This is a genomic window from Pseudomonas sp. NPDC077451 (assembly GCF_044543345.1).
Lineage (GTDB): Bacteria > Pseudomonadota > Gammaproteobacteria > Pseudomonadales > Pseudomonadaceae > Stutzerimonas.
On record NZ_JBITVX010000005.1, the window covers coordinates 201,149 to 224,747 of the forward strand.

At 61.0% G+C, this 23,599-nt stretch carries 19 protein-coding genes, 3 tRNA genes and 1 pseudogene; 10 read left to right on the forward strand and 13 right to left on the reverse strand.

All coding sequences use genetic code 11. From position 1 onward, the window contains the following. Position 1 precedes the first annotated feature (1 nt). Both ACIGHL_RS10835 and ACIGHL_RS10840 read left to right on the forward strand, forming a co-directional pair. Complete coding sequence (locus tag ACIGHL_RS10835) at positions 2-3,055, forward strand: efflux RND transporter permease subunit (RefSeq protein ID WP_446697535.1); 3,054 nt, start codon at positions 2-4, stop codon at positions 3,053-3,055. Then, positions 3,055-4,548: an efflux transporter outer membrane subunit gene (locus ACIGHL_RS10840; RefSeq protein ID WP_128120124.1), complete on the forward strand. Its 1,494-nt coding sequence runs from the start codon at positions 3,055-3,057 to the stop codon at positions 4,546-4,548. Before ACIGHL_RS10835 ends, ACIGHL_RS10840 begins: the two co-directional genes overlap by 1 nt. 295 nt (positions 4,549-4,843) lie before the next feature. On the opposite strand, the gene ACIGHL_RS10845 is transcribed toward ACIGHL_RS10840, so the two are convergent. After that, a complete protein-coding gene (locus tag ACIGHL_RS10845) occupies positions 4,844-5,734 on the reverse strand; it encodes a PA4780 family RIO1-like protein kinase (RefSeq protein ID WP_045424500.1) in 891 nt (296 codons plus the stop codon). A 158-nt stretch (positions 5,735-5,892) separates the two neighbouring features. Here ACIGHL_RS10845 and ada point away from each other — a divergent pair, with 158 nt between their 5' ends. The 3 genes from ada to ACIGHL_RS10860 are packed head-to-tail and all read left to right on the forward strand — an operon-like array spanning position 5,893 to position 8,041. Further along, entirely contained in the window at positions 5,893-6,930 is a 1,038-nt protein-coding gene (ada, locus tag ACIGHL_RS10850) for a bifunctional DNA-binding transcriptional regulator/O6-methylguanine-DNA methyltransferase Ada (RefSeq protein ID WP_216707183.1), read from the forward strand. A 50-nt stretch (positions 6,931-6,980) separates the two neighbouring features. Continuing rightward, on the forward strand, positions 6,981-7,226 hold the full coding sequence (locus tag ACIGHL_RS10855) for a hypothetical protein (protein WP_045424495.1): 246 nt from the start codon (positions 6,981-6,983) through the stop codon (positions 7,224-7,226). Between the two features lie 35 nt (positions 7,227-7,261). After that, a complete protein-coding gene (locus tag ACIGHL_RS10860) occupies positions 7,262-8,041 on the forward strand; it encodes a TatD family hydrolase (protein WP_128120125.1) in 780 nt (259 codons plus the stop codon). Between the two features lie 82 nt (positions 8,042-8,123). Here ACIGHL_RS10860 and ACIGHL_RS10865 read toward each other — a convergent pair whose 3' ends face one another. The 5 genes and pseudogenes from ACIGHL_RS10865 to nfi all read right to left on the reverse strand — a co-directional run bounded on the left by ACIGHL_RS10865 (position 8,124) and on the right by nfi (position 12,604). Continuing rightward, entirely contained in the window at positions 8,124-8,837 is a 714-nt protein-coding gene (locus ACIGHL_RS10865) for a methyl-accepting chemotaxis protein (protein ID WP_499142214.1), read from the reverse strand. 141 nt (positions 8,838-8,978) lie between these two features. Next, positions 8,979-10,325 (reverse strand): annotated as a pseudogene (locus ACIGHL_RS10870) (HAMP domain-containing protein); the annotation flags it as partial. 70 nt (positions 10,326-10,395) lie between these two features. Further along, positions 10,396-11,232 carry a regulatory signaling modulator protein AmpE gene (ampE, locus tag ACIGHL_RS10875; protein ID WP_446697534.1) on the reverse strand — a complete coding sequence of 279 codons (837 nt, stop codon included), beginning with the start codon at positions 11,230-11,232 and terminating at the stop codon, positions 10,396-10,398. A gap of 23 nt (positions 11,233-11,255) precedes the next feature. Beyond that, positions 11,256-11,807: a 1,6-anhydro-N-acetylmuramyl-L-alanine amidase AmpD gene (gene ampD / locus ACIGHL_RS10880; protein WP_128120128.1), complete on the reverse strand. Its 552-nt coding sequence runs from the start codon at positions 11,805-11,807 to the stop codon at positions 11,256-11,258. Between the two features lie 71 nt (positions 11,808-11,878). Further along, positions 11,879-12,604, reverse strand: a complete 726-nt coding sequence (gene nfi, locus ACIGHL_RS10885; RefSeq protein WP_446697533.1) for a deoxyribonuclease V — start codon at positions 12,602-12,604, stop codon at positions 11,879-11,881. Between the two features lie 164 nt (positions 12,605-12,768). Here nfi and ACIGHL_RS10890 point away from each other — a divergent pair, with 164 nt between their 5' ends. Further along, entirely contained in the window at positions 12,769-13,761 is a 993-nt protein-coding gene (locus ACIGHL_RS10890; protein ID WP_446697532.1) for a GlxA family transcriptional regulator, read from the forward strand. A 66-nt stretch (positions 13,762-13,827) separates the two neighbouring features. On the opposite strand, the gene zapE is transcribed toward ACIGHL_RS10890, so the two are convergent. The 3 genes from zapE to ACIGHL_RS10905 form a co-directional block, all read right to left on the reverse strand. Continuing rightward, entirely contained in the window at positions 13,828-14,922 is a 1,095-nt protein-coding gene (zapE, locus tag ACIGHL_RS10895; RefSeq protein ID WP_045424478.1) for a cell division protein ZapE, read from the reverse strand. Positions 14,923-15,070: 148 nt separating this feature from the next. Continuing rightward, the gene (locus ACIGHL_RS10900; protein ID WP_446697531.1) at positions 15,071-16,429 is read right to left on the reverse strand and encodes a tryptophan--tRNA ligase; all 1,359 of its coding nucleotides are present in this window, start codon (positions 16,427-16,429) and stop codon (positions 15,071-15,073) included. 116 nt (positions 16,430-16,545) lie between these two features. Beyond that, positions 16,546-17,175 carry an alpha/beta hydrolase gene (locus ACIGHL_RS10905; protein WP_128120132.1) on the reverse strand — a complete coding sequence of 210 codons (630 nt, stop codon included), beginning with the start codon at positions 17,173-17,175 and terminating at the stop codon, positions 16,546-16,548. A gap of 245 nt (positions 17,176-17,420) precedes the next feature. Between ACIGHL_RS10905 and ACIGHL_RS10910 the strand changes: the two genes are divergently transcribed. After that, positions 17,421-17,852: a Z-ring associated ZapG family protein gene (locus tag ACIGHL_RS10910; protein WP_045424472.1), complete on the forward strand. Its 432-nt coding sequence runs from the start codon at positions 17,421-17,423 to the stop codon at positions 17,850-17,852. Between the two features lie 38 nt (positions 17,853-17,890). Here the strand turns inward: ACIGHL_RS10910 and nadC are convergent, their stop codons facing one another. Continuing rightward, entirely contained in the window at positions 17,891-18,739 is an 849-nt protein-coding gene (gene nadC, locus ACIGHL_RS10915; RefSeq protein WP_128120133.1) for a carboxylating nicotinate-nucleotide diphosphorylase, read from the reverse strand. Between the two features lie 324 nt (positions 18,740-19,063). Here nadC and ACIGHL_RS10920 point away from each other — a divergent pair, with 324 nt between their 5' ends. The 3 genes from ACIGHL_RS10920 to ACIGHL_RS10930 all read left to right on the forward strand — a co-directional run bounded on the left by ACIGHL_RS10920 (position 19,064) and on the right by ACIGHL_RS10930 (position 23,014). Beyond that, complete coding sequence (locus tag ACIGHL_RS10920; protein ID WP_128120134.1) at positions 19,064-21,340, forward strand: DUF1631 domain-containing protein; 2,277 nt, start codon at positions 19,064-19,066, stop codon at positions 21,338-21,340. A 155-nt stretch (positions 21,341-21,495) separates the two neighbouring features. Continuing rightward, a complete protein-coding gene (locus ACIGHL_RS10925; protein ID WP_045424464.1) occupies positions 21,496-21,669 on the forward strand; it encodes a DUF3094 family protein in 174 nt (57 codons plus the stop codon). A 49-nt stretch (positions 21,670-21,718) separates the two neighbouring features. Continuing rightward, positions 21,719-23,014: an NAD(P)/FAD-dependent oxidoreductase gene (locus tag ACIGHL_RS10930; RefSeq protein ID WP_128120135.1), complete on the forward strand. Its 1,296-nt coding sequence runs from the start codon at positions 21,719-21,721 to the stop codon at positions 23,012-23,014. A gap of 168 nt (positions 23,015-23,182) precedes the next feature. Here ACIGHL_RS10930 and ACIGHL_RS10935 read toward each other — a convergent pair. From ACIGHL_RS10935 to ACIGHL_RS10945, 3 genes are all read right to left on the reverse strand, one after another. Next, positions 23,183-23,258: transfer RNA gene (locus tag ACIGHL_RS10935), tRNA-Lys, on the reverse strand. 5 nt (positions 23,259-23,263) lie between these two features. Further along, positions 23,264-23,340 (reverse strand) — tRNA-Pro (locus tag ACIGHL_RS10940). Between the two features lie 10 nt (positions 23,341-23,350). After that, positions 23,351-23,426, reverse strand: a tRNA-Asn gene (locus ACIGHL_RS10945). Positions 23,427-23,599: the final 173 nt, after the last annotated feature.

Below are 23,599 nucleotides of genomic sequence, written 5' to 3' on the forward strand. Positions count from 1 at the left end.
GATGGATTTAGCTCGTTACGCCATCTGCAAACCGGTCAACATTTGGGTGCTGGTCCTGATCTGCCTGGTCGGGGGCGTCGTCGCGTTCTTCGAAATGGGCCGACTGGAAGACCCCGAATTCACCATCAAGGAAGCCATCGTCACGGTGCAGTATCCCGGCGCGACCGCACTCGAAGTCGAGCAGGAAGTGACCGAACCCCTGGAAAGCGCCATCCAGGAGCTTTCCGAGGTCAAGCAGATCCGCTCGCGCTCGATGATCGGTCTGGCGGAAATCCGTGTCGAAATCCAGGACCGTTACTCGGGTGAGCAGCTCGATCAGATCTGGGACCAGCTGCGCAGCAAGGTCGAAGATGCTCGACAACAGCTGCCTCCGGGCCTGGACCCACCGCTGGTCAACGACGACTTTGGCGATGTCTACGGCATCTTCTTTGCCCTGACCGGTGAGGGCCTGACGCTGGAAGAGCTGCATGAAGTCGCCAAGGACCTGCGCCGCGGGCTGATCACGGCGGACGGCGTTGGTCAGGTCGAACTGGCCGGCGTGCGTGAAGAGCGAATTCTGGTGGAAGTCGATCAGGCGCGCCTGGCCGCACTGAAACTGTCTCCACAAGAGCTGGTTGCGGCGCTGACCGATGCCGACGCAGCGGTGGAAGCCGGCGGCGTGCGGGCCGGCGAATTCTTCGTCCACATCCGCCCGACCGGCGCGTTCGACTCCCTGGATGCGCTGCGTGCATTGCCAGTGGGCCAAGGCCAGCAAAGCGTCGACCTGGGCTCCATCGCCACCTTGAAACGCGAATACGCTGAACGCCCGCGCCAGATCATCCGGCACAACGGTGAGCCGGCATTGACCCTTGGCGTCAGCGGTGTGTCGGGCAGCAACATCGTCGAAGTCGGTCGTAGCGTCGAGGCGAAGCTGGAATCCATGCAGTATCTGATGCCGCTGGGCGCCGAACTGCATCCGTTGTATCAGCAGCACAGTATCGTCAACGAGTCGGTCAACAGCTTCGCGCTCAACGTCTTCCTGTCGGTGGCCATCGTCGTCGGCGTGCTGTGCCTGGCCATGGGTGTACGCGCCGGCGCGATCATCGGCGCCGTGCTGTTTCTCACCGTGCTCGGCACGCTGCTGCTCATGTGGATCGGTGGGATCGAGCTGGAACGCATCTCCCTCGGCGCGCTGATCATCGCCATGGGCATGCTCGTGGACAATGCCGTAGTGGTCTGCGACGGCATGCTGATCGAGAAACAACGCGGCAAAAGCATTCTCGAAGCCTCTCGCAAGACGCTGCAGCAGACGCAGTGGTCGCTGCTGGGCGCAACCATCATCGGCATCCTGGCCTTTGCCGGGATCGGCCTGTCGCAGGACACCACCGGTGAGTTCCTCTTCTCGCTGTTCTTCGTCATCGCCGCGTCGCTGCTGCTCAGCTGGTTGCTGGCGCTGCTAGTGGTGCCGCTGTTCGGGCACTACCTGCTCGAGCGCAAGGGCGACAAAGAGCACGATGACACCGACCCGGACGATGCCTACAGCGGGCCAATCTACAACCGCTACCGCCGTATCGCGGGTGGAGTGCTGGGTCGCCCCTGGCTGACATTGGGCATTCTGGTCGTGCTCACGGTCCTCAGCGTGCTGGGCTTCAGCCGCGTGCCACAAAGCTTCTTTCCGCCGTCGAGCACACCAATCTTTTACGTGAACCTGTTCCTGCCCCAGGGCACACACATTCGCGAGACCAGCCGCACCGCCGAAGATGTCGAGGCCTACCTGAAGCAGCTGGACGGCGTAACCGATGTGTCGACCTTTGTTGGCGCAGGTGCGTCGCGCTTCATGCTCACCTACGCGCCGGAACAGCCTAACCCTGCGCTGATGCACTTTCTGGTACGCACCGAAAATGCCGAGGTGATCGCCGATCTGGTTCGCGAAGTGAACCAGACACTGCCGGGCCGCTATCCTTCTACCGACGCCGCCGCCGCGCAATTCATGTTCGGCCCCAACGCCGAAGCCAAGCTCGAAGCGCGGATCAGCGGCCCCGACATTGACGAGCTGCGCCGGCTGTCGGCCGAAGGTCAGCGAATCCTTCAGGAGCAGGGCCAAGTCTTCAACATCCGCGATGACTGGCGCTCGCCTGTGCCGGTGCTGCGTCCGCGGCTGGCCCTGGACCGCCTGGCCGATGCAGGGCTGACCCGCCAACAGGTGGCGCAGGCGCTGTCAGTGGCCAGCGAGGGCCAACAAGTCAGCGTGTTCCGCGAGCAGGACGAGCTGATCCCGATCCTCCTGCGCGCCACCCCGGAGGATCGCGTCGAACCAGGCGACCTGCTGCAACGGCTGATCTGGAGCCCCGCCACCCGCAGCTACGTGCCGCTGGCCCAGGTAGCGGACGGCGTCGAGGCTACGACCGAGGAGTCGATGATTCGCCGTTACGGCCGCGAACGGACCATCGCCGTCCGTGCTGAACCGCGCGACGGCGAGAACACCAACGTCGCCTTCGAGCGCATTCGTCCGCTGATCGAGGACATCGAACTGCCGATCGGTTATTCACTGGAATGGGGCGGCGACCACGAACAGTCATCCGATGCTCAGCAGGCGCTGGCCAGTACGCTCGCAGTGCCGTATCTGGCGATGGTGCTGGTCACGGTGCTGCTATTTGCCAAGGTCCGTCAGCCACTGATGATCTGGCTGGTAGTACCGATGGCGCTGTGCGGCGTCACGCTCGGGCTGCTGGTGACCGGCCAGCCGTTCGGCTTCATGGCCCTGCTCGGCCTGCTCAGCCTGACGGGCATGCTGATCAAGAACGCCGTGGTGCTGGTGGATGAGATCGACCGGCAAATTGAGGATGAAGTGCCGCGTCTGACTGCCATCGTCGAGGCATCGGCTTCGCGCCTGCGGCCGGTGATGATGGCAGCGGGCACCACGGTGCTGGGCATGGTGCCGCTGCTGTTCGACCCTTTCTTCGCCAACATGGCCGTCACCATCATGGGCGGACTGGGCTTTGCCACCCTGCTCACCCTGCTGGCAGTGCCCTGCCTGTACCTGCTGTTCATGCGCGTCAAACCGGAGGAAACCTGATGCCAAGCCGATTGCCCCGCACGCCGCTGGTCTGGGCACTGGCTTTGGCCCTTGGCGCCTGCTCCAGCGTGCCGGAGCGCCCGGCGCCCGACGTGCCGGATAGCTGGTTCCATGCGGTGCGCCAACAGCCAGCCGATGCCGAAGCGCTTGCCGACTGGTGGCAGCGATTCGACGATCCAGTGCTGACAAGGCTCGTACGCCAGGCGCTGGAGAACAACCGCGACATCCGCCTGGCCATGCTGCGCGTCGACACCGCGCGTGCGCAGTTGCGGCAGGCCCGCGCGGGACTCTTCCCCACCTTCGATCTGCCCGGTTCGGCCAGCCGCCAGTGGATCGAGAACAACAACGAGCAAAACCCCAACAGCCCAATCGGCCAGTTCATCCCGGACGAAGACGTGATCACCATCGACAATTGGGAATTGGCGCTACAGGCCAGCTGGGAGCTGGATATCTTTGGCGCTACCCGCGCGCGAACCGACAGTGCGCGCCAGCAGATCCGATCCGCCCAGGCCCAGGCCATTGCAGCCCGGTTGGCGGTCGCCTCGAACATGGCGCAGGGCTACATGCAACTGCGCGCCCTTGAGGGGCAACGCGCGCTTTTGGTTGAGGGGATCGAGCTGGCGAAAGGCCTCGAACACATCGCCCGCCGACTGTTCGAGGCGGGCGAGGTCACCCGGCTGGATGTCGAAGCTAGCGCCGCTGAGCATGCCTCGCTGCAGGCGGATCTGGATGAGTTGGAAATCAACCTGGCCGAAGCGAGGCTGGCTCTGGATACGCTGCTCGCCGAGCCACCGGGAAGCATCGCCCGGCGGCTTACAGCCGGCGCCAAGGTTCCGCTGGCAGACAAACCCATCCCGCCCGGACAACCCCTGGACCTGCTGCGAAGACGCCCGGACTTGATTGCCGAAGCGGCGCAACTGCAAGCAGCGCAACTGCAATCGCTGGCCGCCCGCCGCGACCTGTTCCCGACGCTTGCCTTGCAGGCGGCAGTCGGCCGCTCCGGGCTGGCCTTGGGCGATGCTTTTTCCACCGCCTCGAATTTCGCCCGCCTCGGTGCGACTTTCGGCCTGCCCTTTCTCGACTACCGCCGGCGCGGCGCGGCGATCGACCTGGCCGATGCAGAGGGCGAGAGCGCCTACCTGGGCTTCCAGCAGGCACTGGCTCAAGCACTGGAGGACGTGGAGCGCTCACTGGTGCGCATCGACGGGCAACAACGCCGCCTTGAGTCGCTGCGCACCACCCTCCGCCATCGGGCCTACGCCTATGAACTGGCGCAGAAGAGCTATCGACTGGGCGAGGCGAACCTCAACGAAGTGCTGGATGCCCAGCGCGGATCGCTACAGGCTCGCCAGCAAGCACTGCAAGGCCGTACGGCGCTGGCAACGGTCCAGGTCGCGCTGTTCGTCGCGCTGGGCGGCGGCTGGGAAAGGGAGCCGGGCTCCATGTCAGATGCAGACAACACGAGCGAAGCGCCGGAGCAGCCGGAGCAGTAATTCTGCGACCGCCTCTCCTGGGTGAACGCGGGGCGATGATCGCGAGCAAGCTCGCTCCTACGAAAAGCGGAAAGCGGAAAGCGGAAAGCGGAAAGCGGAAAGCGGAAAGCGGACCAATCTTGCGATCCTCAGCGCCCGGAACGCCTTCGCTCCGTAGGAGCCAGCTTGCTGGCGATCCCGACGCTCATAAGCAGCTAGCATCACGCGGACACTGAACCGTGATCGCTCCAAGGTGGGACGTTCGAGAAGGTCCCACCGTGCCCGAGATCAAGCGATCAAGCCCGCCATGCGCTGCTCAGTTACGCATCCACGGCGGCGTGGGCGGCTCGTCGCTGGGCTCGTCCGTTGCGTTGCGCAGGGCTTCCTTGCGCGCCTGATCGGCCAGGGTCGCCTTGATTTCCCGCATCACGGCATCCAGATCCGCCGCGTCTTCCGGCTCGGCGAATTCCCCGGTGAGCTCGGATTCAGGCGTGAGCTTGCCGTCCTCGTACAGTGCCCACATTTCCTTGGCGTAGCGGGTGAATTTGAGTTCGGGCGCGAACTGCCCGAAGTAGGCGGACATGTTGCCAACGTCCCTTTCGAGCATCTCGAAGGCGTGGTTGTTACCCGCCGCATCGACTGCCTGAGGCAAGTCGATGATCACTGGCCCATGCTCATCAAGCAGCACGTTGAACTCGGAGAGGTCGCCATGCACCAGCCCGGCGCAGAGCATCTTGACCACTTCATGGATCATGAAGGCATGAAATTCCCGCGCATCATCGGGGTGCAGGTCGACGTCGTTGAGACGTGGTGCGGCATCGCCGTCTTCGCCGGAGATCATCTCCATTAGCAGCACGCCATCGAGAAAGTCATACGGCTTGGGCACGCGCACGCCCGCATCCGCCAGCCTGAACAAGGCGGCCACTTCAGCGTTCTGCCAGTTTTCTTCCTTCTCCTTGCGCCCGTGCTTGGAGCCCTTGGCCATGGCGCGAGCATCGCGGCTACTACGAACCTTGCGGCCTTCCTGGTATTTGACGGCCTGTCTGAAGCTGCGGTTGTTGGCTTCCTTATAGACCTTGGCGCAACGTAGCTCATCACCACAGCGCACTACATAAACCGCTGCTTCCTTGCCGCTCATCAGCGGGCGCAGCACTTCGTCGATCAGCCCATCCTCGACCAACGGCTCGAGTCGTTTTGGCGTTTTCATCAGCGGCTTACAGACCCTATTTGACTATGCAGATCTGCAGGTTACGGCAATCACGAACGGGCTTCCATGCTCGCCCGCAAGTTTGAAAGCGTACTGTGGATTGGCATCAGAGCCGGCCAGGGCGGACAATCGCGCTCATTCACCCAGGGAGCACTGCAATGCTCGATTTCGACCACTGCTGGCAAGCGCTCTGCGATCGCGATCCGAGCTTCGATGGGCGCTTCGTGTTTGCCGTGCATTCGACCCGAATCTTTTGCCGTCCGAGCTGCCCGGCACGTCGTCCCCGGCGCGAGGGTGTCAGCTTTTTCAGCCACATCCACGAGGCCGAGGCCGCCGGATTCCGCGCGTGCAGACGCTGTTCGCCTCAAGGCAAGAGCCCCGCCGAACAGCTCGATGAGCTGGTAATCGCCGCCTGCCGCCTGCTGGATGAGAGCGTCGAACCGATGACCCTGGAGCAGCTGGCTGCCCGTATCGGCTTGTCATCGTCGCATCTGGCGCGCGCATTCAAGGCGCGAACCGGCCTGACGCCGCGCGCCTGGGCCGCAGCGCGCCGACGAGAGCGACTGGAAATGCAGCTGCCGGATGCCGAGTCAGTGCTTGGCGCAGCCTTGGACGCCGGCTACGGCAGCACGCGCGGCGCCTATCAGCATACTGCCGCGATCAGCCCGGCCCAGCGCCGACGCAAAGGTGCCGGCGAAACCCTGCGCTATGCCACCAGCCCGTGCCCCTTGGGGCTGTTGCTGGTGGCGGCCAGCGAAAAAGGGATATGCGCACTGTTGTTCGGAGATGAACGGCAGGCGTTACTTGAAGAACTTGGCGCCCGTTTCTCGGCAGCACATCTGCTGCCCGATCAGGCTGGGCTCGGCGAATGGCTGCGCTCGATCATCATCCAACTGGGAGAGCCCACCCGCGCCGCGCAGCTGCCGCTGGACCTGCGTGGTACCGCATTCCAGCAACAAGTCTGGCAGGCGTTGCGGAGCATTCCTCCGGGTGAGACCCGACGTTACGGTGAGCTGGCTGCAAGCCTTGGCAGCCATCCGCGCGCTGTAGCCCGTGCCTGCGCCAGCAACCCTGTGGGGTTGCTGGTGCCTTGTCATCGCGTGGTCGGCGCCAACCAGGCACTGACCGGTTACCGCTGGGGTGTTGAGCGAAAAGCCGCCCTGCTCGACTCGGAGCGTGATGAATCGGGAGCCTGAGAGCGATTTAGCGGTCGGATGCTTCACATGCCACCGCAAAGAGCCCAGCCATGACCGAACTGAAACGCTACCGCATTCATTACCTGATCAACGGCGAACCCGCCTCGCTGACAATGAGCGCCTTCGAAGCGCCTGCTATGGAGCAAGCCGAGCTGGAGATCCTGTTGCACCACGTCAAAGAGCCCCGCGCCAGCGTCGACGCGCCCTGGGAAATTCCCGAACGCGCCAGCGAGCACAGCCGCATGGCCGAACTGGGCGTCAGCGATATCCAGATCGAAGAAGAATCGCACCGCTGACGCACTGCCACGCACCCACTGAAGGAGAGCCAGCCTTGCCCTTGATCGACACCCACACCCATCTCGACTTCGATCCCTTCGACGCGGACCGTGGTGAGGTGCTGGCCCGCTGCGCCACGGCTGGAGTCGAGCGCGTACTGGTGCTTGGCGTGCATCAGGCGAACTGGGACAGGGTCTGGCAGATGGCATTGGACGAGCCAGCCGTCTATGCCGCGCTGGGCCTGCATCCAGTGTTCCTGCAGGATCACCGCCCGGAGCATATCGACGCGCTGCGCGACTGGCTGCAGCGCTTGCGTGGCGAAGACAAGCTCTGCGCCATCGGCGAGATCGGCCTCGACTATTACATCGAAAATCCGGACAAGGATCGCCAGCAAGAGCTGCTCGAAGCCCAGTTCGGCTTGGCCAACGAATTCGAACTGCCGGTACTGCTCCACGTTCGCCGCGCCCACGCGCCGATGATCGCCACCTTAAAGCGCTACAAGCTCAAGCGCACCGGCATCGCACATGCCTTCAGTGGCAGTTGGGAAGAAGCGCGGGAGTACATCAAACTCGGCTACAAGCTCGGCCTGGGCGGCGCAGGTACCTGGCCCCAGGCGCACCGCATGCACCGTGTGCTGCAGCAACTGCCACTTGAGAGCATCGTCCTGGAAACCGACGCCCCGGACATCACACCCCACAGCCACGCCGGCCAACGCAACAGCCCGGAATTCCTCCCGGACATTTGCCGCGAGCTGGCCGAATTGCGCGGCATCAGCCCAGAAGAGCTGGCAGACGCCAGCTATCGCAACAGCTGCGAGTTGTTTGGCTGGAAGTGATCGCGCAGTCCAGGCCCGCTCTGCCGAACATCACCGTTCTGCCGAACATCACCGGCTAGGCGCCGCTTAACAAGCGGCAGGGTCAGACGCGGAACGCACCGATCAGTTGCTGCAGCCGCCCGACCAACTCGGTGAGCTCGCGACTTGCCTGCTCGGTATGGCCTGCGCCCTCGGCGGTGCGCTGCCCAGCCTCGTTGATCGCTACAATGTTGCGATCAATATCGTGGGCGACGGCGGTCTGTTGCTCGGCAGCCGCGGCGATCTGCTGATTCTGGTCAACGATGACACCGACCGCACCAAGGATATTCTCAAGTGCCTGCTGAACCTGGGCCGACTGGCTGACCGTTTGTTCAGCCATGGAGTGACTGGAGTGCATGGTCTTGACCGCGGCACCAACGCCACCCTGCAGGCGACCAATCATTTGTTCGATTTCTTCGGTGGATTGTTGGGTGCGCTTGGCCAGGCTGCGCACTTCATCCGCCACCACAGCGAAGCCGCGGCCCTGCTCGCCGGCGCGTGCCGCCTCGATCGCCGCGTTGAGCGCCAGCAGGTTGGTCTGCTCGGCCACGCCCTTGATGACATCCAATACCTGGCTGATGGCTTTGCTGTCGCTTGCCAGCTGATTGATCACACTGACCGATTGTTCGATCTCGGCGGCCAGAAGGCCGATGCCGCTCACCTGCGCCTCGACCAGGGTGCGACCGCTAACGGTTTCCTCATTGACACTCTGAGCGCTGCCCACTGCGGCTTCAGCACTGGTGGCCACTTCCTGCGCGGTCGCCGACATCTCGTTCATTGCCGTGGCGACCTGCTCGATCTGTCCGCGCTGCTCGGACACCGTCTGGTTGCTCTCGCCAGAGACGGTTTCCACGCGCGAGGCCTGACGCTCCACTTCGCCGACTGTCTGTCCGACGCGCTCGATAAGTTCGCGGATTTTCGACACCGTCTCGTTGAACACCTGACCCAGTTCACCCAGCTCGTCGCGGCTTTGCACCTTGAAACGCGCTGTCATATCCCCCGCCGCCACTCGGTCCATGGTGGCACCGAGGCTGCGCAGCGATGCGCGGGTAGACATGTAGAACGCGCTGTAGAGGTAGACGATCAGTACAAACACCACTGCCAGTGCGGCCAGCAGCAGCACCATCAGTAATTGCTTTTGCTCCAGACGCTGCTCGAGCTGGTCATCCAGGAAGGCGAGGATGGCGTCGTTGAGCGCATAGGTTTTCGCCATTTCGGCGCTGATCAGGTCGTAGAAATTCTCCCAGGGCTGATCCAGCGCCTCGGCCATGATCACCTGATCCTGGAAGATATCGCTGCTGGACTGCAGAGAGTCGCGGCTCGCCTTTGCCTGTGTATCAAGTTGGCTCTGGGCGGCGGGGCTGCTGCCCAGCACGTCATGCAGTTGAGCACCGTATTGAGCTTGCTGCTTCTCCAGCTCCAGCAGCAGGTCGTCCAGTTTGTTGCTGGCATCGGAGTTCAAATAGCCCTGACCAAAGGTGTAAGAGCCCACCGCCCGACCTTCACCGAGCGCAGCAGTGATGGTCGGCGTCGCCGAGGTCAGAAGCTCAGAGAGTAAGCGGACATCACGCTGACTGTCCTGACTCAAGCCCGACTGGCTGGCGATCAGCTTGATCATGACCTGCGCCTTGGCCAACACCGCCCGCGCCATAGCGGCTTTTGCTTGCAAGGACTGCTGCGACTGAGCCTCACGCAGTGCAGCATCGAGCTCATCCCGGCGCGCTTCGAATTCGGCGACCTGCTCAGGGTTATCGCTGACCGGCGTCAGGTTCTGCATTCGCGCAGCAAGTTCTCGTTCGGCATTGGCCAGTCGGGTGATCAGCGCCTGCACCTCACCGGTCTGGCCAATGATGCCTTCGATCTCGACCAGATCTTTCCAGTCTTCCATTTCCCGGCGTAGCTGTAAGGCCGTGCCCAGCAGCTCCAGGCTGCGCAACTCAGTGCGGGTGCCGACGAACTCCTCGTAGGAGTCGCGCACCAGATAGAAATTGGTCAGCAGCATGGGGACGAAAAACAGAACGCTGATCAGGCTGAACTTCATGCCGAAGCTCAGACGGTTCATCAGAGCGATGGCCGGATACAACAGACTTTTCAAAAGACGTCTCCCAATTTTTTGTTGTATTGCCATCAGCGTCGAGACTGCGGCAGGGCTCGTCAGAGAAGGTGCGAGAAAACTTATACGGGATATCGGACGGGGCTCATGTAACTTAAGGTAATGGCAGAGTGACACCCCGACAACTGGCAGAAGACACGCCGATTCCGGCATATCCACCGCACTTATGCGGAGCACCTATTGTGCGGAGTGTCTCTACAGAGCGCTGAGCGGCATCGACTCGCTAGCGGAATAGAATCCAGAGTGCGATCGCTGCGTACCAGAGGATGCGAGCACGCACGAGTAAGGCGGCGAGACTGTCGAGGCGCCCGATGCCCGCCTGCCCGGCGTAGGGCTCGTCAAGGTCAGCCGCCACTGGGCCGACCTCGGCCAAGAGCTGCCGAGCAGGAACACCCCAGTGCAACAAATCAGCCAGCATGGCGCGATTAGCCGCGACGAAATTGCCGACCAAGCCGAAGCTAGCCAGCAGCACCCGCACCGGTAGCCAGTCGAAGGCATGCCTGAACTGGCCCGCCCGCTCGCGTATGGCCTCGGCCTTGGCGTGCTCGATGGTCAACGCGAGCAGCCGATAGGCGAGCGCCGCCACGGGACCAAGCAGTACGTACCAGAAGATCACGGCAAAGAAGCCTTGATGGCTGCGCCAGAGCAGCTGTGCTTCCACGGCACGCAATAGGCCCGGCGCATCCGTCGCGCTGAGCCCCAGGTCACGCTCGGCGACCAGTGCTGCAGCTTCGTCATCGCCACGACGCCAGGCATCGCGGAACGGCCCGAGCTCACGCTTGCCCTGGCCTCGACCCAGACTGTAAAGCAGCACCAGCAGGTGCAAGGGCAGGCTTAGCCAGCCATAGGCCAGCGGCTCGAGCGCCATCAACAACAGGCCAAGCAACAGCACCGGCAGCAGCACCAGAATGGCCAGACTTAGCCATGGACCGCGCCTCGACTCCGTGCCGCCCTCGACGCGCTCCAGCAGGCGCAGCCAGGGGCCGTCATCCTGCACCGCACGCCGCCAATCGGTGAGCTTATCGATGACCAGGGCCAAGAACACCACGAGAAAAATCATCTATCGAATCCTGTCAGGGCAGTTCAGGCAACGATCGAGGCCGTGCGCAAACGTTGCCAATCAAATGCGGGACCGGGGTCGGTCTTGCGTCCCGGCGCGATATCGCTATGGCCACAGACGCGCTCCGGCGTGATCGCCGGATAGGCCTGCTGAAGCAGGCGACACAGTGAGATCAGGCTGTCGTACTGGGCTTCGCTGAACGGCTTTTCGTCAGTGCCCTCCAGCTCGATCCCAATAGAGAAATCGTTGCAACTTTGCCGGTCAGCGAAACAGGAAACACCGGCGTGCCAGGCGCGCTCCAGACAAGAGACGAACTGAGTGATCGCGCCATCACGTTCGATCAGAAAGTGCGCTGATACCTGCAGGTTCGCTATTTCTTCGAAGAAGGGATGCTCGTCGCACGGCAGACAGTTCTGAAAAAACTGTTGGACTTTCCCGGTCCCGAACTGGCCAGGCGGCAGGCTGATGTTGTGGATGACCAGCAGCGAAATCTCGCCATCCGGACGCTGGTTGAAGTTGGGCGAAGGGCAATGGCGTACACCTCGGCACCATCCTGTCGCATGATCCAGCTGCATCACGGCGAAACCTGGTTGAACTGCGGGTCTGAAGGCTAGCGCCTGCAACCACCCCGCTGCAAGCAGTCAGGCTATAGCAACTCCATCGACTGCTGAGGACGGCCGCGCTTCTCATCACGGCGCGAGGCCAGGCGATCAGCAAGCCGGGTTGGCTCGGGCAACCGATAGCGGGTGACGTAACGCATGACTAGTTGCGGTGCGGTTTCCAGGCTGACCCGGTTGCCCGGTGAAATGATCAGCGGACGCACCTTGTCCTTGCTGCGTAGAACCGTGCCGATCACCTTTCCGCCCTTGTCCAACAGATCGACCTGCTCGCCCCGCTGCTCGCCGAGCGCCGTATGCGTCCCGACCAGGATCTTTTTCGCGACGCCGATGGTCGGCAGCCCGGTAACGACACCCAGATGAGCCGCAATGCCAAGACCACGGGGATGAGCGATGCCATGCCCATCGGAAAAAATCAGATCAGGCGTTTGACCGAGTGAGTCGAGCGCCTGCAGCACGGCAGGCAGTTCGCGAAACGACAGTAGCCCCGGAATGTAAGGCATACAAGTCGGTATCCGCGCCAGCGCCTGCGCCAGCGGTTCGAGGGTTTCGGCATCGAGAAGCACGACCGCGGCACGGGTGATCCTGCCGCCTTCCTCGAAGCCCACATCGACGCCAGCGATCATTTTTAACGGACCGAACTCATCGGCAAGGACGACCTTGTCGGCTAGCTGGGTCTGGATTGCGCGGGCATCGGCAGTGCTTCCGCCCCAACGCTGAAGGTCAGCGCGAGGTTGCGATCTAGGTTCTGTCATGTGGTCCTCCCAGCCCGATAAGACGGCCGCCCGCAAGTACGGTTCCACAGCGGCGCTTGATTGGGACTGGACAGTCACGCGAAAAAATAAGACGCTCCTGCCGGACTGCGGCAGTTTTACCCTGCTTTATCCAAACAATAACAATCGGAACAGCCTGATCTCGCATGCTCACCGCCCCCCCCTTGAAACGTATCAGCATTCTGGCAACGGACGGTGTGTTCGCCTCCACCCTGCTCCATGCCAAGGACTTCTTTCACATGGCCAGCCTGCGCTACGGCAAGCAGCTGGGACTCGATCTCAACCCCGCGTTCGAGACGTCATTGGTCAGCCCGGACGGGCTGTCGGTCAGTACATTCAGCGGCCCACGCATTGAAGTGGATGGGGCCCTGGATGAGGCAGACGCCGTGATCCTACCGGCGTTCTGGGGCGACTTTGACGCTATCAGCCGGCGCTATCCGCAGGTTTCGCCCTGGTTACAGGAGCGGCATGCGGCCGGCAGCGCGATCTGCGGCGAGGCCAGCGGGGCCTTCTGGATGGCTGCCGCAGGGTTGCTTGACGGCCGTGAGGGCACCACTCACTGGCGTTTCGCCCATGAATTCGTCGAACGGTTTCCGCGCGTGCTGTTCACTCAGGAAAAGCACCTGACCGACAGCGACAATCTTTACTGTGCAGGCGGCACCACGTCAGCCTGCGACCTCTATATCCATCTGGTCGAGCGCTACTGCGGCGCCCATATCGCTCAAGGCATGGCGCGGGACATCCTGTTCGAGGTCCGGCGCAACTACAATCCGGGGCGAATAGGCTTCGGCGGACAGAAGCTTCACCTGGACACCCGGGTGTTGCAGATCCAGGAATGGCTCGAGGAGCATTTCGCGGAGAAATTTCGGTTCGAAGATGTAGCGCGCGATCACGGCATGAGCATTCGCAATTTCATGCGCCGGTTCCAGACGGCCACTGGCGACAAGCCGCTGCACTATCTCCAGCGATTACGCATCGAAACGGCAAAGACTCTGCTTTCCACGACCCGAAAAAGCATCAAGACCATCAGCTACGAAGTGGGTTACGACGACGCGAGCTTCTTCGCCCGCCTGTTCCGCCAGCACACCGAACTGTCGCCGAATCAGTATCGGCAGCAGTATCGCCATAAAAGCGCCTGACCGATAAAACACAAACGGCAAGTCGTGCCAAGAAGCAGACTTGCCGCGTGTGTCCCCTGAGCGTTATCAGGGCTTGTGCGGGCGCGATAGATATTCGTGGGACTGCATCTCCAGCAGACGACTCAGGGTCCGCTGGAATTCGAACTCGAGCCGGCCGCCTGCATACAGGTCTTTCAACTCAACCTCGGCCGACAGGATCAGCTTGACGTTGCGGTCGTAGAACTCGTCAACCATGTTGATGAACCGACGTGCCATGTCGTCCTTGGAAACGTCCATCCGCTCGATGTTGGAAACGAGCACTGCATCGAAAATCTTGCCCAGCTCGATGTAGTCGTTCTGGCTGCGCGGGCCGTCGCAGAGCTCACGGAACTCGAACCAGGCCACGCCACTGGCAACCTTGCGCGCAACGATCTCGCGGTTCTCGATCATCAGAGGTTCGTTTTCCTGAACCCGGCACTTCTCTGGCAGCAAGCTGCGGAAGCTCTTTTCCAGACTCTGCTCCGCCTCGGCATCCAGTGGGAAGTGGTAGAGCTCGGCTTGTTCGAGCGCACGTAGACGGTAATCGATGCCGCTGTCGACGTTGACGATCTCGGTGTGCTTCTTCAACAACTCGATCGCTGGCAGGAAGCGCGCACGTTGCAGGCCATCCTTGTAGAGCCCGTCCGGCACGATGTTGGACGTTGCGACCAGGCTGACGCCATTCTTGAAAAGCTCTTCCAGCAGGGTCGCAAGGATCATCGCATCAGTGATATCCGACACGAAGAATTCGTCGAAACAGATCACCCGCGACTCATCCGCAAAGCGTTTGCCGATGATGGTCAGCGGGTTCTTCTCACCCTTGAGCGTGCGCATCTCTTCGTGCACGCGCTTCATGAAACGGTGAAAGTGCGTACGGGTCTTTCGTTCAATGGGCAGCGCGTCGAAGAAGGTATCAACCAGATAGGTCTTGCCGCGGCCTACGCCGCCCCAGAAATAAAGGCCTTTCACCGGCTCCTGGTGCTTCTTGCCGAACAGCTTGCCGAGCAGCCCGGACTTGTTGCGGTCGTCTGCGACCAGATCGTCATACAGACGCTGCAGATGACGCACTGCAGTTTCCTGGGCGGCATCGTGAAAAAAGTCGGGACGTTTCAGGTCTTCCTGATAGCGCTCAAGAGGGGTCATGGCGGGGTCTGGGTAGTGAAACGGGGCCGACACTTTAGCCGCGCCCTGGGTGGTTGGCAATTTACGCAGGTCGTTCAATTGCTGGAGCCTCGTATGGGATCAGCAGAGAAGCGCCGACTGTACTGCGATCGGCGCATCCTATGGGGAGTTACGCAACAAGCGTCGCCAATGCCTGGCGCAGACGCAGCATGGCTGCTTCCAAAGCCTGCTCATCGGCGTAGCTGGGGCTGTCAGCGATGCAATCGCCGTCTAGCCACAGGGTAAATTGATTGTCCTCATCGGCTCGGAGTTCCAGGGCATCCACGCCCTGCGCGATCAGGCGCTGGCTGAGCGCACCAATCGCCTTGGGATCGCTGAACGGCCGTGACAACAGCAACTCTTCTCCATCGGCGGCAAAAAAGCGGAAACGGAAGCTGCCGTCAGCTTCGCGGAAACTGGCGAAGCGAGCGGCCTTGCCACCTTTTTTCTTCACCGGCGCGGCACTGGCCACTTCGCTGCGGAAATTCCGCAGCCCCACCGATTCCCGCAATTCGCCGAGGAATGGCGTTGCGACCTTGCGCGCCTTGGCGGCACCTGCCTGCAGGATATCCTCCAGCTCGCCAGGGCGCTGCATCAGGGTGTGGTAGCGCTCACGCGCCTCGCCCAGCTCGCGATCGAGCAGGTCGAACAAGCGCTGCTTGGCCTCGCCCCAGGCCAGACCGCTGACCAGCTCGGCGCGGAACTCGGCCAGTTGCGCCGGGGTGGCAAATGCTTGGTAGATGGTGAACAGGTGGGACTCGTCTGGATTCTTAGGCTCACCGGGCAGCCGGGAGTCCGTGACAATCCGCGCGATCGTGCTTTTCAGCTGTTTAGCGCTGGCGAACAGCGGGATGGTGTTGTCGTAGCTCTTGGACATCTTGCGTCCATCAAGGCCAGGCAACGTCGCCACGCTTTCCTCGATCACCGCAGCGGGAAGGGTGAACAGCTCTTTGCCCTTGCCAAACAGATGATTGAAGCGCTGGGCGATGTCGCGCGCCATTTCCACATGCTGAATCTGATCGCGTCCGACCGGCACCTTATGTGCATTGAACATGAGGATGTCCGCGGCCATCAGCACCGGATAGCTGAACAAGCCCATCGTGATGCCCGCGTCAGGGTCTTCACCGAGTTCGACGTTCTTGTCTACCGACGCCTTGTAAGCGTGGGCGCGGTTTAGCAGGCCCTTGCCGGCGACGCAGGTCAACAGCCAGGTCAGTTCGGGTATCTCGGGAATATCGGACTGGCGGTAGAAGGTCACCCGATCCGCATCCAGGCCACAGGCCAGCCAGGTTGCAGCAATTTCCAGACGCGACTGCTGAATGCGCAGCGGGTCGTCGCATTTGATTAGCGCGTGGTAATCGGCGAGAAAGTAGAAGGAGTCGGAATCGGCCTCCCGGCTGGCCAAGATGGCCGGGCGGATGGCGCCGGCGTAATTGCCCAGATGAGGCGTGCCGGTGGTGGTGATACCGGTGAGAATTCGGGTTTTCATACGTTGATCTCGATTCGGTCGACGCCAGCGGCAAACCTGCTGGTGTTCCGTTGAAAATGGAGCGAGCCACGGCCAGTTTGAGTGATCGCGCAGCACGTGCGGCGACTAGCTCACCGCTAGCCCAATCGCGGCGCGACCAGCTCTTTCAGCTCTACCAGCTTGCCGTGAAAAAAGTGGCCGCATTCTGCCACTTTCAGCAATTCATGGGGATGCTGAAGTCCGGCGGAAAATGCATGTACCGACGCTGGATCGATGACCTCATCATCGTCGGGCTGGATGACGGTCAACTTGCAGCGTTCAGCCAATGGCTGATCAACAAGACGCGAAACCGCGGGCGCGACCAGAACCAGTCTTTCCAACGCTTCGCCTCGGGACTCGAGCCGCCCCGCTAGCGTCGCCGCGACGAAGCCACCGAAGGAAAAACCCAACAAGGTCAGCGGCAATCCCCGGTGCTGCGCCTGAAACCAGCGCAGCGCGGCCTCGGCGTCATCGACTTCGCCGGTGTGCATGTCATGTTGCCCAGCACTGCCGCCAACCCCACGAAAGTTGAACCGAAGCGTCGCATAACCCGCATCGCGAGCCGTGCGCTGCAAGGTCGACACCACCTTATTGAGCATGGTCCCACCCTTGACCGGGTTGGGATGACAGATCAGCGCCAGTCCGCACGCTTCGGGCTGATCGTAGTGCAGGCCCTCCAGCACGCCGGCCGGACCCTCTATGGATATGGGGTTTTCGCGTTTCAACAAAGTAACTCCGTGACCTTGGGGCTAATTGGCTCGTCTTGCTTGTACCTGCGCGGTGATCGCCATAGCGTGTTGCGGTATACAGGGCAGGAACGAGACGTTAACGTATCAAGCCGTGGAAAAACCACCGCATCAGGCGGTGCGCCCGCGCATAGCAGCTGCGTCCCGGCCCGACAGTCGCCCTGCCCGACCGCCAGCGCAAGGTTTCGCTGCTGAACAGCACAGCCGTTTTTATAGAGGAAGTATTCGTGGAACAGACCTTCGCGACCTGGTTGCTCCCGATCGTCGGCGTGATCGTCGGCATCGTCATTGGTTACCTGATTGCGCGAAACAGCGCGCCGAATAGCACACAGCGCCAGGTGGACGAACTGCAAGAGCGTCTGGACACCTATCAAAGCGAAGTGGTGACCCATTTCAATACCACGGCCAGCTTGTTGCGCAAGCTGACTAACAGCTATCAGGACATGCAGGATCACCTGTCAGAAGGTGCGGACAAGCTGGCGCTTGACGAGCAGACTCGCCAGCGCCTGCAAGCGGCGCTGCACAGCGAGGAGAATCATAGCCACCGTGAGCGCCTCAGCTCGCCGACGTTCACCGAGCCGCCGAAGGATTACGCACCCAAAGACGCAGATGTACCCGGCACGCTGCATGAAAACTTCGGCCTGAAAAGCAAGCACTGAGCCTGACTGGCGGCACTTTGGTGCCGCCTCGTGTTGCGTTATTGCGTTAGACGCATGGACAGGTCAACCGCACGAACATGCTTGGTCAACGCGCCGATGGAAATATAGTCCACGCCGGTCTCGGCAATCGCACGCAGCGTACCGTCATCAATCCCTCCGGACGCTTCCAGTTTCGCCCGCCCCGCCGTAATGCCCACTGCGGTGCGCATGTCCGCCAGACTCAACTCATCAAGCATTACCACATCAGCGCCTGCGCGCAGGGCCTGCTCCAGCTCGTCAAGACTCTCCACTTCGACCTCGACCGGTTTGCCCGGAGCGATGCGGTGTGCGGCTGCGACGGCTTCCGCGATACCGCCGCAGGCAGCGATGTGGTTTTCTTTGATCAGAAAGGCATCGTACAGCCCGATTCGATGGTTATGGCAACCGCCACAAGTAACGGCGTACTTCTGCGCCAGACGCAACCCGGGAATAGTCTTGCGCGTGTCGAGCAGCTGCACACCAGTGCCTTCTACGAGATCGGCATAATGCCGGCAACGGGTCGCAACCCCCGACAATGTCTGCAGAAAATTCAGCGCCGCGCGCTCGCCGCTTAGTAGCGCACGCGCCGGGCCCTCCAGCTGAAACAGCACACGGTCCGCCGCAACCTGTTCGCCGTCGACCACACGCCAATGCACAGCCACCCGCGGGTCCAACTGTCGGAACACCGCGTCGACCCAAGCCGTACCACTGATAATGGCCGCCTCGCGAGTGATGATCACCGCTTGGGCGAGCCGCTCTGCGGGGATCAACTGCGCGGTAATATCGCCGGCACCAACATCCTCCATCAACGCCTTGCGTACATTGGTTTCGATTTCGGCGGACAGGTCTGCAAGAGTGATATTGGTCACAATGGGCTCCCAGATAATTCAGCAAAGTATAAAGCTTGAGCTAGTCATGACGCATGAACCGAACCGGATGAAACATCAGATGGGACTCGGCGCCCGCGGCATTTTCCGACCATCTGTACGAAACACGCGAGTATCTGTGAGCTGCTTCATGTCCAAAACAAAACCGCGTTAGGCTAGTGAACAAGCGGCATATAATGGACTCATAAATTGACGCCACAGAAATGGCGAGCCCAGCCCAAGCGATTTAGGCCGTTGCCCCCGCCTAAAATCAGCGGCATGCTACAAATGTACAGCGCTTGAATCACAGGCGACCGGAGAGTCTCGATGCGAACCGATGCGAAAGTGGTGCACCTCAAGGCCAGCGCCGAGCAAAAGCCCACCTCGCCGGCAGGGAGACTACCTGTCGCGCTCATCAGCGTGCGCGATAAAGCCGCCCAGCAGCTGCGCCTGGCATTGCAGACACTGTTCGACAACGCCGACGACTCGCTCTTTGAGATTGCCGACCGCGCCACCAGCAACGCTGAACAGAACGCTTTTTTTGAAGCTATGCGTGATCTGCGCATGAAGCGCCGCGGCATCGAGCGCAGCTTCCTGCAACAGGTTTTCGAGTCTTTTTCCAAACTCAACCAATACGAAATTGGCAAGCCTGCGCCGCAGGAAGCATCCTTTGAGAGCCTGGCGCTGGTGCAGAACGACGAACTGGAAGAGTCGGTCGCGATCGACACCATGGTCGCCAAGGTAATGAGCCGCGCCAGTCAGCCACTCAGCCACCTCACAACCCGCATCAACGTCCTCGTCAGCAAAAAGCTCGACGACAAGAATAATCCGCTGGGCCCCCAGCAACTCTGTGAGTATTTCCTCGAGGCCTGCCGGAGCCTGGGCGTCGAGATCAAGGTTAAGCTGATCATTCTCAAGCTGTTCGAGCGTTACGTGCTGACCGATCTTGAGCAGCTGTATGCTGAATCCAACCAAATACTGGTGGCGGCGAGCGTCCTGCCGGAACTGCAATCAGCGCAGCCACGCCGCTCTTCAGGCCGCCCAGTCGCGTCAGGAAACAGCCCCTCAAGGTCTGGAGCGGGTTTCAGCGAAGCACCCGCATACGTTGATAGTGGCGTTCAGGAAGCTTTCGGCAGCCTGCAGGCATTGCTTTCGGAACTGCGCGGAAGTGCGCTACCGGCCCGTAACCTGCCCAGCGACGCTATTCCGATCTCCAGCAACGACCTGATGCGGCTGCTCTCGCATTTGCAGTCACGCGCACCGCAGCAGGTCGATGAGTTCGATCTGCAAAACCAGTTAGAGCAACTACTGCATCGGGTCAGCGCCAAGAGCGGCAAATCACGGGTGGTCGGCGAAGTCGACGAAGACGTCATAAACCTTGTGTCGATGCTGTTCGAGTTCATTCTCGACGACCGCACCCTGCCCGACTCACTCAAGGCGTTGATCGGACGATTGCAAATCCCGGTCCTAAAAGTAGCGGTGCTGGACAAGACTTTCTTCAGCCGAGGCAGTCACCCAGCCCGACGTCTGCTTAATGAGATCGCCTCAGCCTCAATGGGCTGGGCCGATCAGGACGAGGTCCAGCGCGACAGCCTGTATCAGAAAATCGAGCAGATTGTGGCGCGCCTGCTGAACGATTTTGTCGATGATCCGGCCATCTTCTCCGAACTGCTCGCCGACTTCCTCGCCTTCACCGGCGACGAGCGACGCCGTAGCGAGCTGCTAGAACAGCGCACGCGGGATGCCGAAGAAGGACGCGCTAAAGCCGAAATGGCCCGCCAGGAGGTTGAACATGCGCTCAATCAGCGACTGTTCGGCAAAACGCTGCCTGAAGTTGTTGTTCGACTGCTGCAAGAGGCGTGGAGCAAGGTTCTGCTGCTGACCTGCCTGAAGCATGGCACTCAGTCCGAACAGTGGCAGACCGCATTGGCCACTATGGATGACCTAATATGGAGCGTTGCGCCACACGAAGATCTTGAGTCCCGTGCGAGGCTACTGGAGCTTGTTCCAAGCCTGCTGAAGAACCTTCGCGACGGCTTGGTAAGCGCGGCGTTTGACCCCTTCTCCACCAGCGACTTCTTTACCCGACTCGAAGCGCTGCATGTGCAGACCCTGCAGCAGCTCAACAAACCGGCCAGCGATCCACTCGACCTTGGCGAGTCTGCAGTCGACCAGAAGCTGGAACTGCCTCCGCGCGAAGATCCCGTCAACGAACCGGCCAGTTCGGCGATGGTTGAGGTCAACGAGGAGATCGTTTTACTCGCCCCAGGTGAAACCCGGGAGCATGAGCCAGAAATCAATCTGGACGACAACGACGAAGCGCTCATGCAGGTCGATAACCTGCGAGTCGGCAGCTGGGTCGAGTTTCAGGAGGACGAAGACCACAAGCTCCGCTGCAAGCTTGCTGCGGTGATAAAGCCCACGGGCAAATACATTTTCGTCAACCGCACCGGCATGAAAGTCTTGGAAAAAACCCGAATGGGCCTCGCGATAGAATTCCGCCGTGGTGCAATACGCCTGCTAAACGATGCCCTGCTGTTCGACCGCGCCCTGGAATCGGTAATTGGCAATCTTCGGAGCCTTAAAAACAACAGCGGGCGATAGAGACAAGGGGAACGGGTGAAACCCTGCCCCACGCTATTGCCCCAGCAACCGCCCCACGCCGTCATCCAGCCAACCAGAACCAACTGCCAAGCGTCGTCACGCTTGGCTTTTGCCCTCGCACCGCTAGAATGCCTGCATCCCCTTTCGAGGTGCGTATGCCCAGCCGTCTTAAACCCGAAGACCAGGAACGCGTTGACCACTACCTCAGCGCGCCTCAGCACCAAGTCGAGCGCCGGCCTTTTCGCCCGTGGCTGCTCCTTGTGCTGGTCCTGGCAGTGGTACTCGGCCTGGGGCTGCTGAGCCGCCTCCTTAGCCGCCTGGTCCTATGACCGCCACAAGGCGCCGAACCGAATTCCGTAAAGCCTATGAGTTCATTCCATGACACATCGCATCGTAATCGTTGGCGGCGGCGCCGGCGGCCTGGAGCTTGCCACCCGCCTGGGTAGAACCCTGGGCAAGCGTGGCAAGGCGCGTATCACCTTGATCGACGCCAACCTGACGCATATCTGGAAACCCTTACTGCACGAAGTGGCCGCCGGCTCGCTGAACTCGTCCGCTGACGAGCTCAACTATGTAGCGCAGGCGAAATGGAACCACTTTGAGTTCCAGATGGGCCGTATGAGCGGTCTGGAACGTGAGCGCAAATGCGTACACCTTGCAGCCTCTTTCGATGAACATGGAGTCGAGTTGGTGCCGGCTCGCACGCTGAGCTATGACACATTAGTGATCGCGGTCGGTAGCACGACCAATGATTTCGGCACCAAGGGCGCCGCCGAACACTGCATATTTCTCGACACACGTGAGCAAGCAGAACGATTCCACCGCCTGCTGCTCAGTCACTACATGCGCGCCCATGCCGCTGAAGGCCATCAAGGCACCATCAATATGGCGATTGTCGGCGCTGGCGCCACAGGCGTTGAGCTTGCCGCCGAGCTTCACCACGCCGCACGAGAGCTGGCCGCCTATGGGCTAAACGGCATCAAGCCGGAAAACGTTCATATCACGCTTATCGAAGCGGGCCCACGGGTACTGCCTGCACTGCCGGAGCGGATCAGCCAGCCGGTGCACCAAACGCTCAAAGATCTGGGCGTTACCGTACTCACTGAAGCCGCAGTGAGCGAGGTGACCGATGAAGGCTTGCATACCAAGGATGGCAACTTTGTCCCGGCCACATTGAAAGTGTGGGCTGCCGGTATCCGAGCGCCAAGCTTCCTAAAAGACATAGACGGACTAGAAAGTAATCGGATCAACCAGCTGCAGGTGCTTCCCACGCTGCAAACCACGCGAGACGAGAACATATTCGCCTTCGGCGATTGCGCCGCATGCCCACAACCGGACAGCGATCGCAACGTACCACCGCGAGCGCAGGCGGCGCATCAGCAAGCATCGCTACTCGCTAAATCGATTGCCCGGCGCCTCGAGGGCAAAGACCTGCCCACTTATCGGTATCGCGATTACGGCTCCCTGATATCGCTGTCGAGCTTCTCAGCCGTAGGCAATCTGATGGGCAACCTCACCGGCAACGTGATGCTGGAAGGATGGTTAGCGCGGATGTTTTACGTTTCCCTGTATCGGATGCATCAGATCGCGCTGTACGGCGTGGCTCGTACCGGCCTGATGATGATCGGGGACAAGCTCAGCACCAGCACGGTGCCGCGCCTCAAGCTTCATTGATTGAACCAGCTGTCAGCGTCTTTCGTGGGAGAAAAGGCGCTGGCTGTACGGATCGCGCTCCAGTCAAAGCCAGAACCCAAAAAACAGACTTGGAAAAATTCGGGCCAAAAAAAACCGGGAGACCCTTTCGGATCTCCCGGCTTCTCACGCCTCTTTACGAGACGATTTTGGTGGGTCGTGTGGGATTCGAACCTACGACCAATTGGTTAAAAGCCAACTGCTCTACCAACTGAGCTAACGACCCAAAAATGGTCGGGGTAGGGGGATTCGAACTCCCGACATCCTGCTCCCAAAGCAGGCGCGCTACCGGACTGCGCTATACCCCGATATGGAATTTGGCTCCGCGACCAGGACTCGAACCTGGGACCCAATGATTAACAGTCATTTGCTCTACCGACTGAGCTATCGCGGAACTTCACTTCCAGCTCCTCGGATGGACTGCGTTACCGCTTTGCATTCCCCCCTCAGAGGCGCGCCATTTTACGGTTATCGGCGCGGCTGTCAACAGAAAAAATACGATTTACTACAATGATTTGCACGACTCGGTGATGCGACCCCGTTCCGCTTTAAAATGAGGCCGCGGGC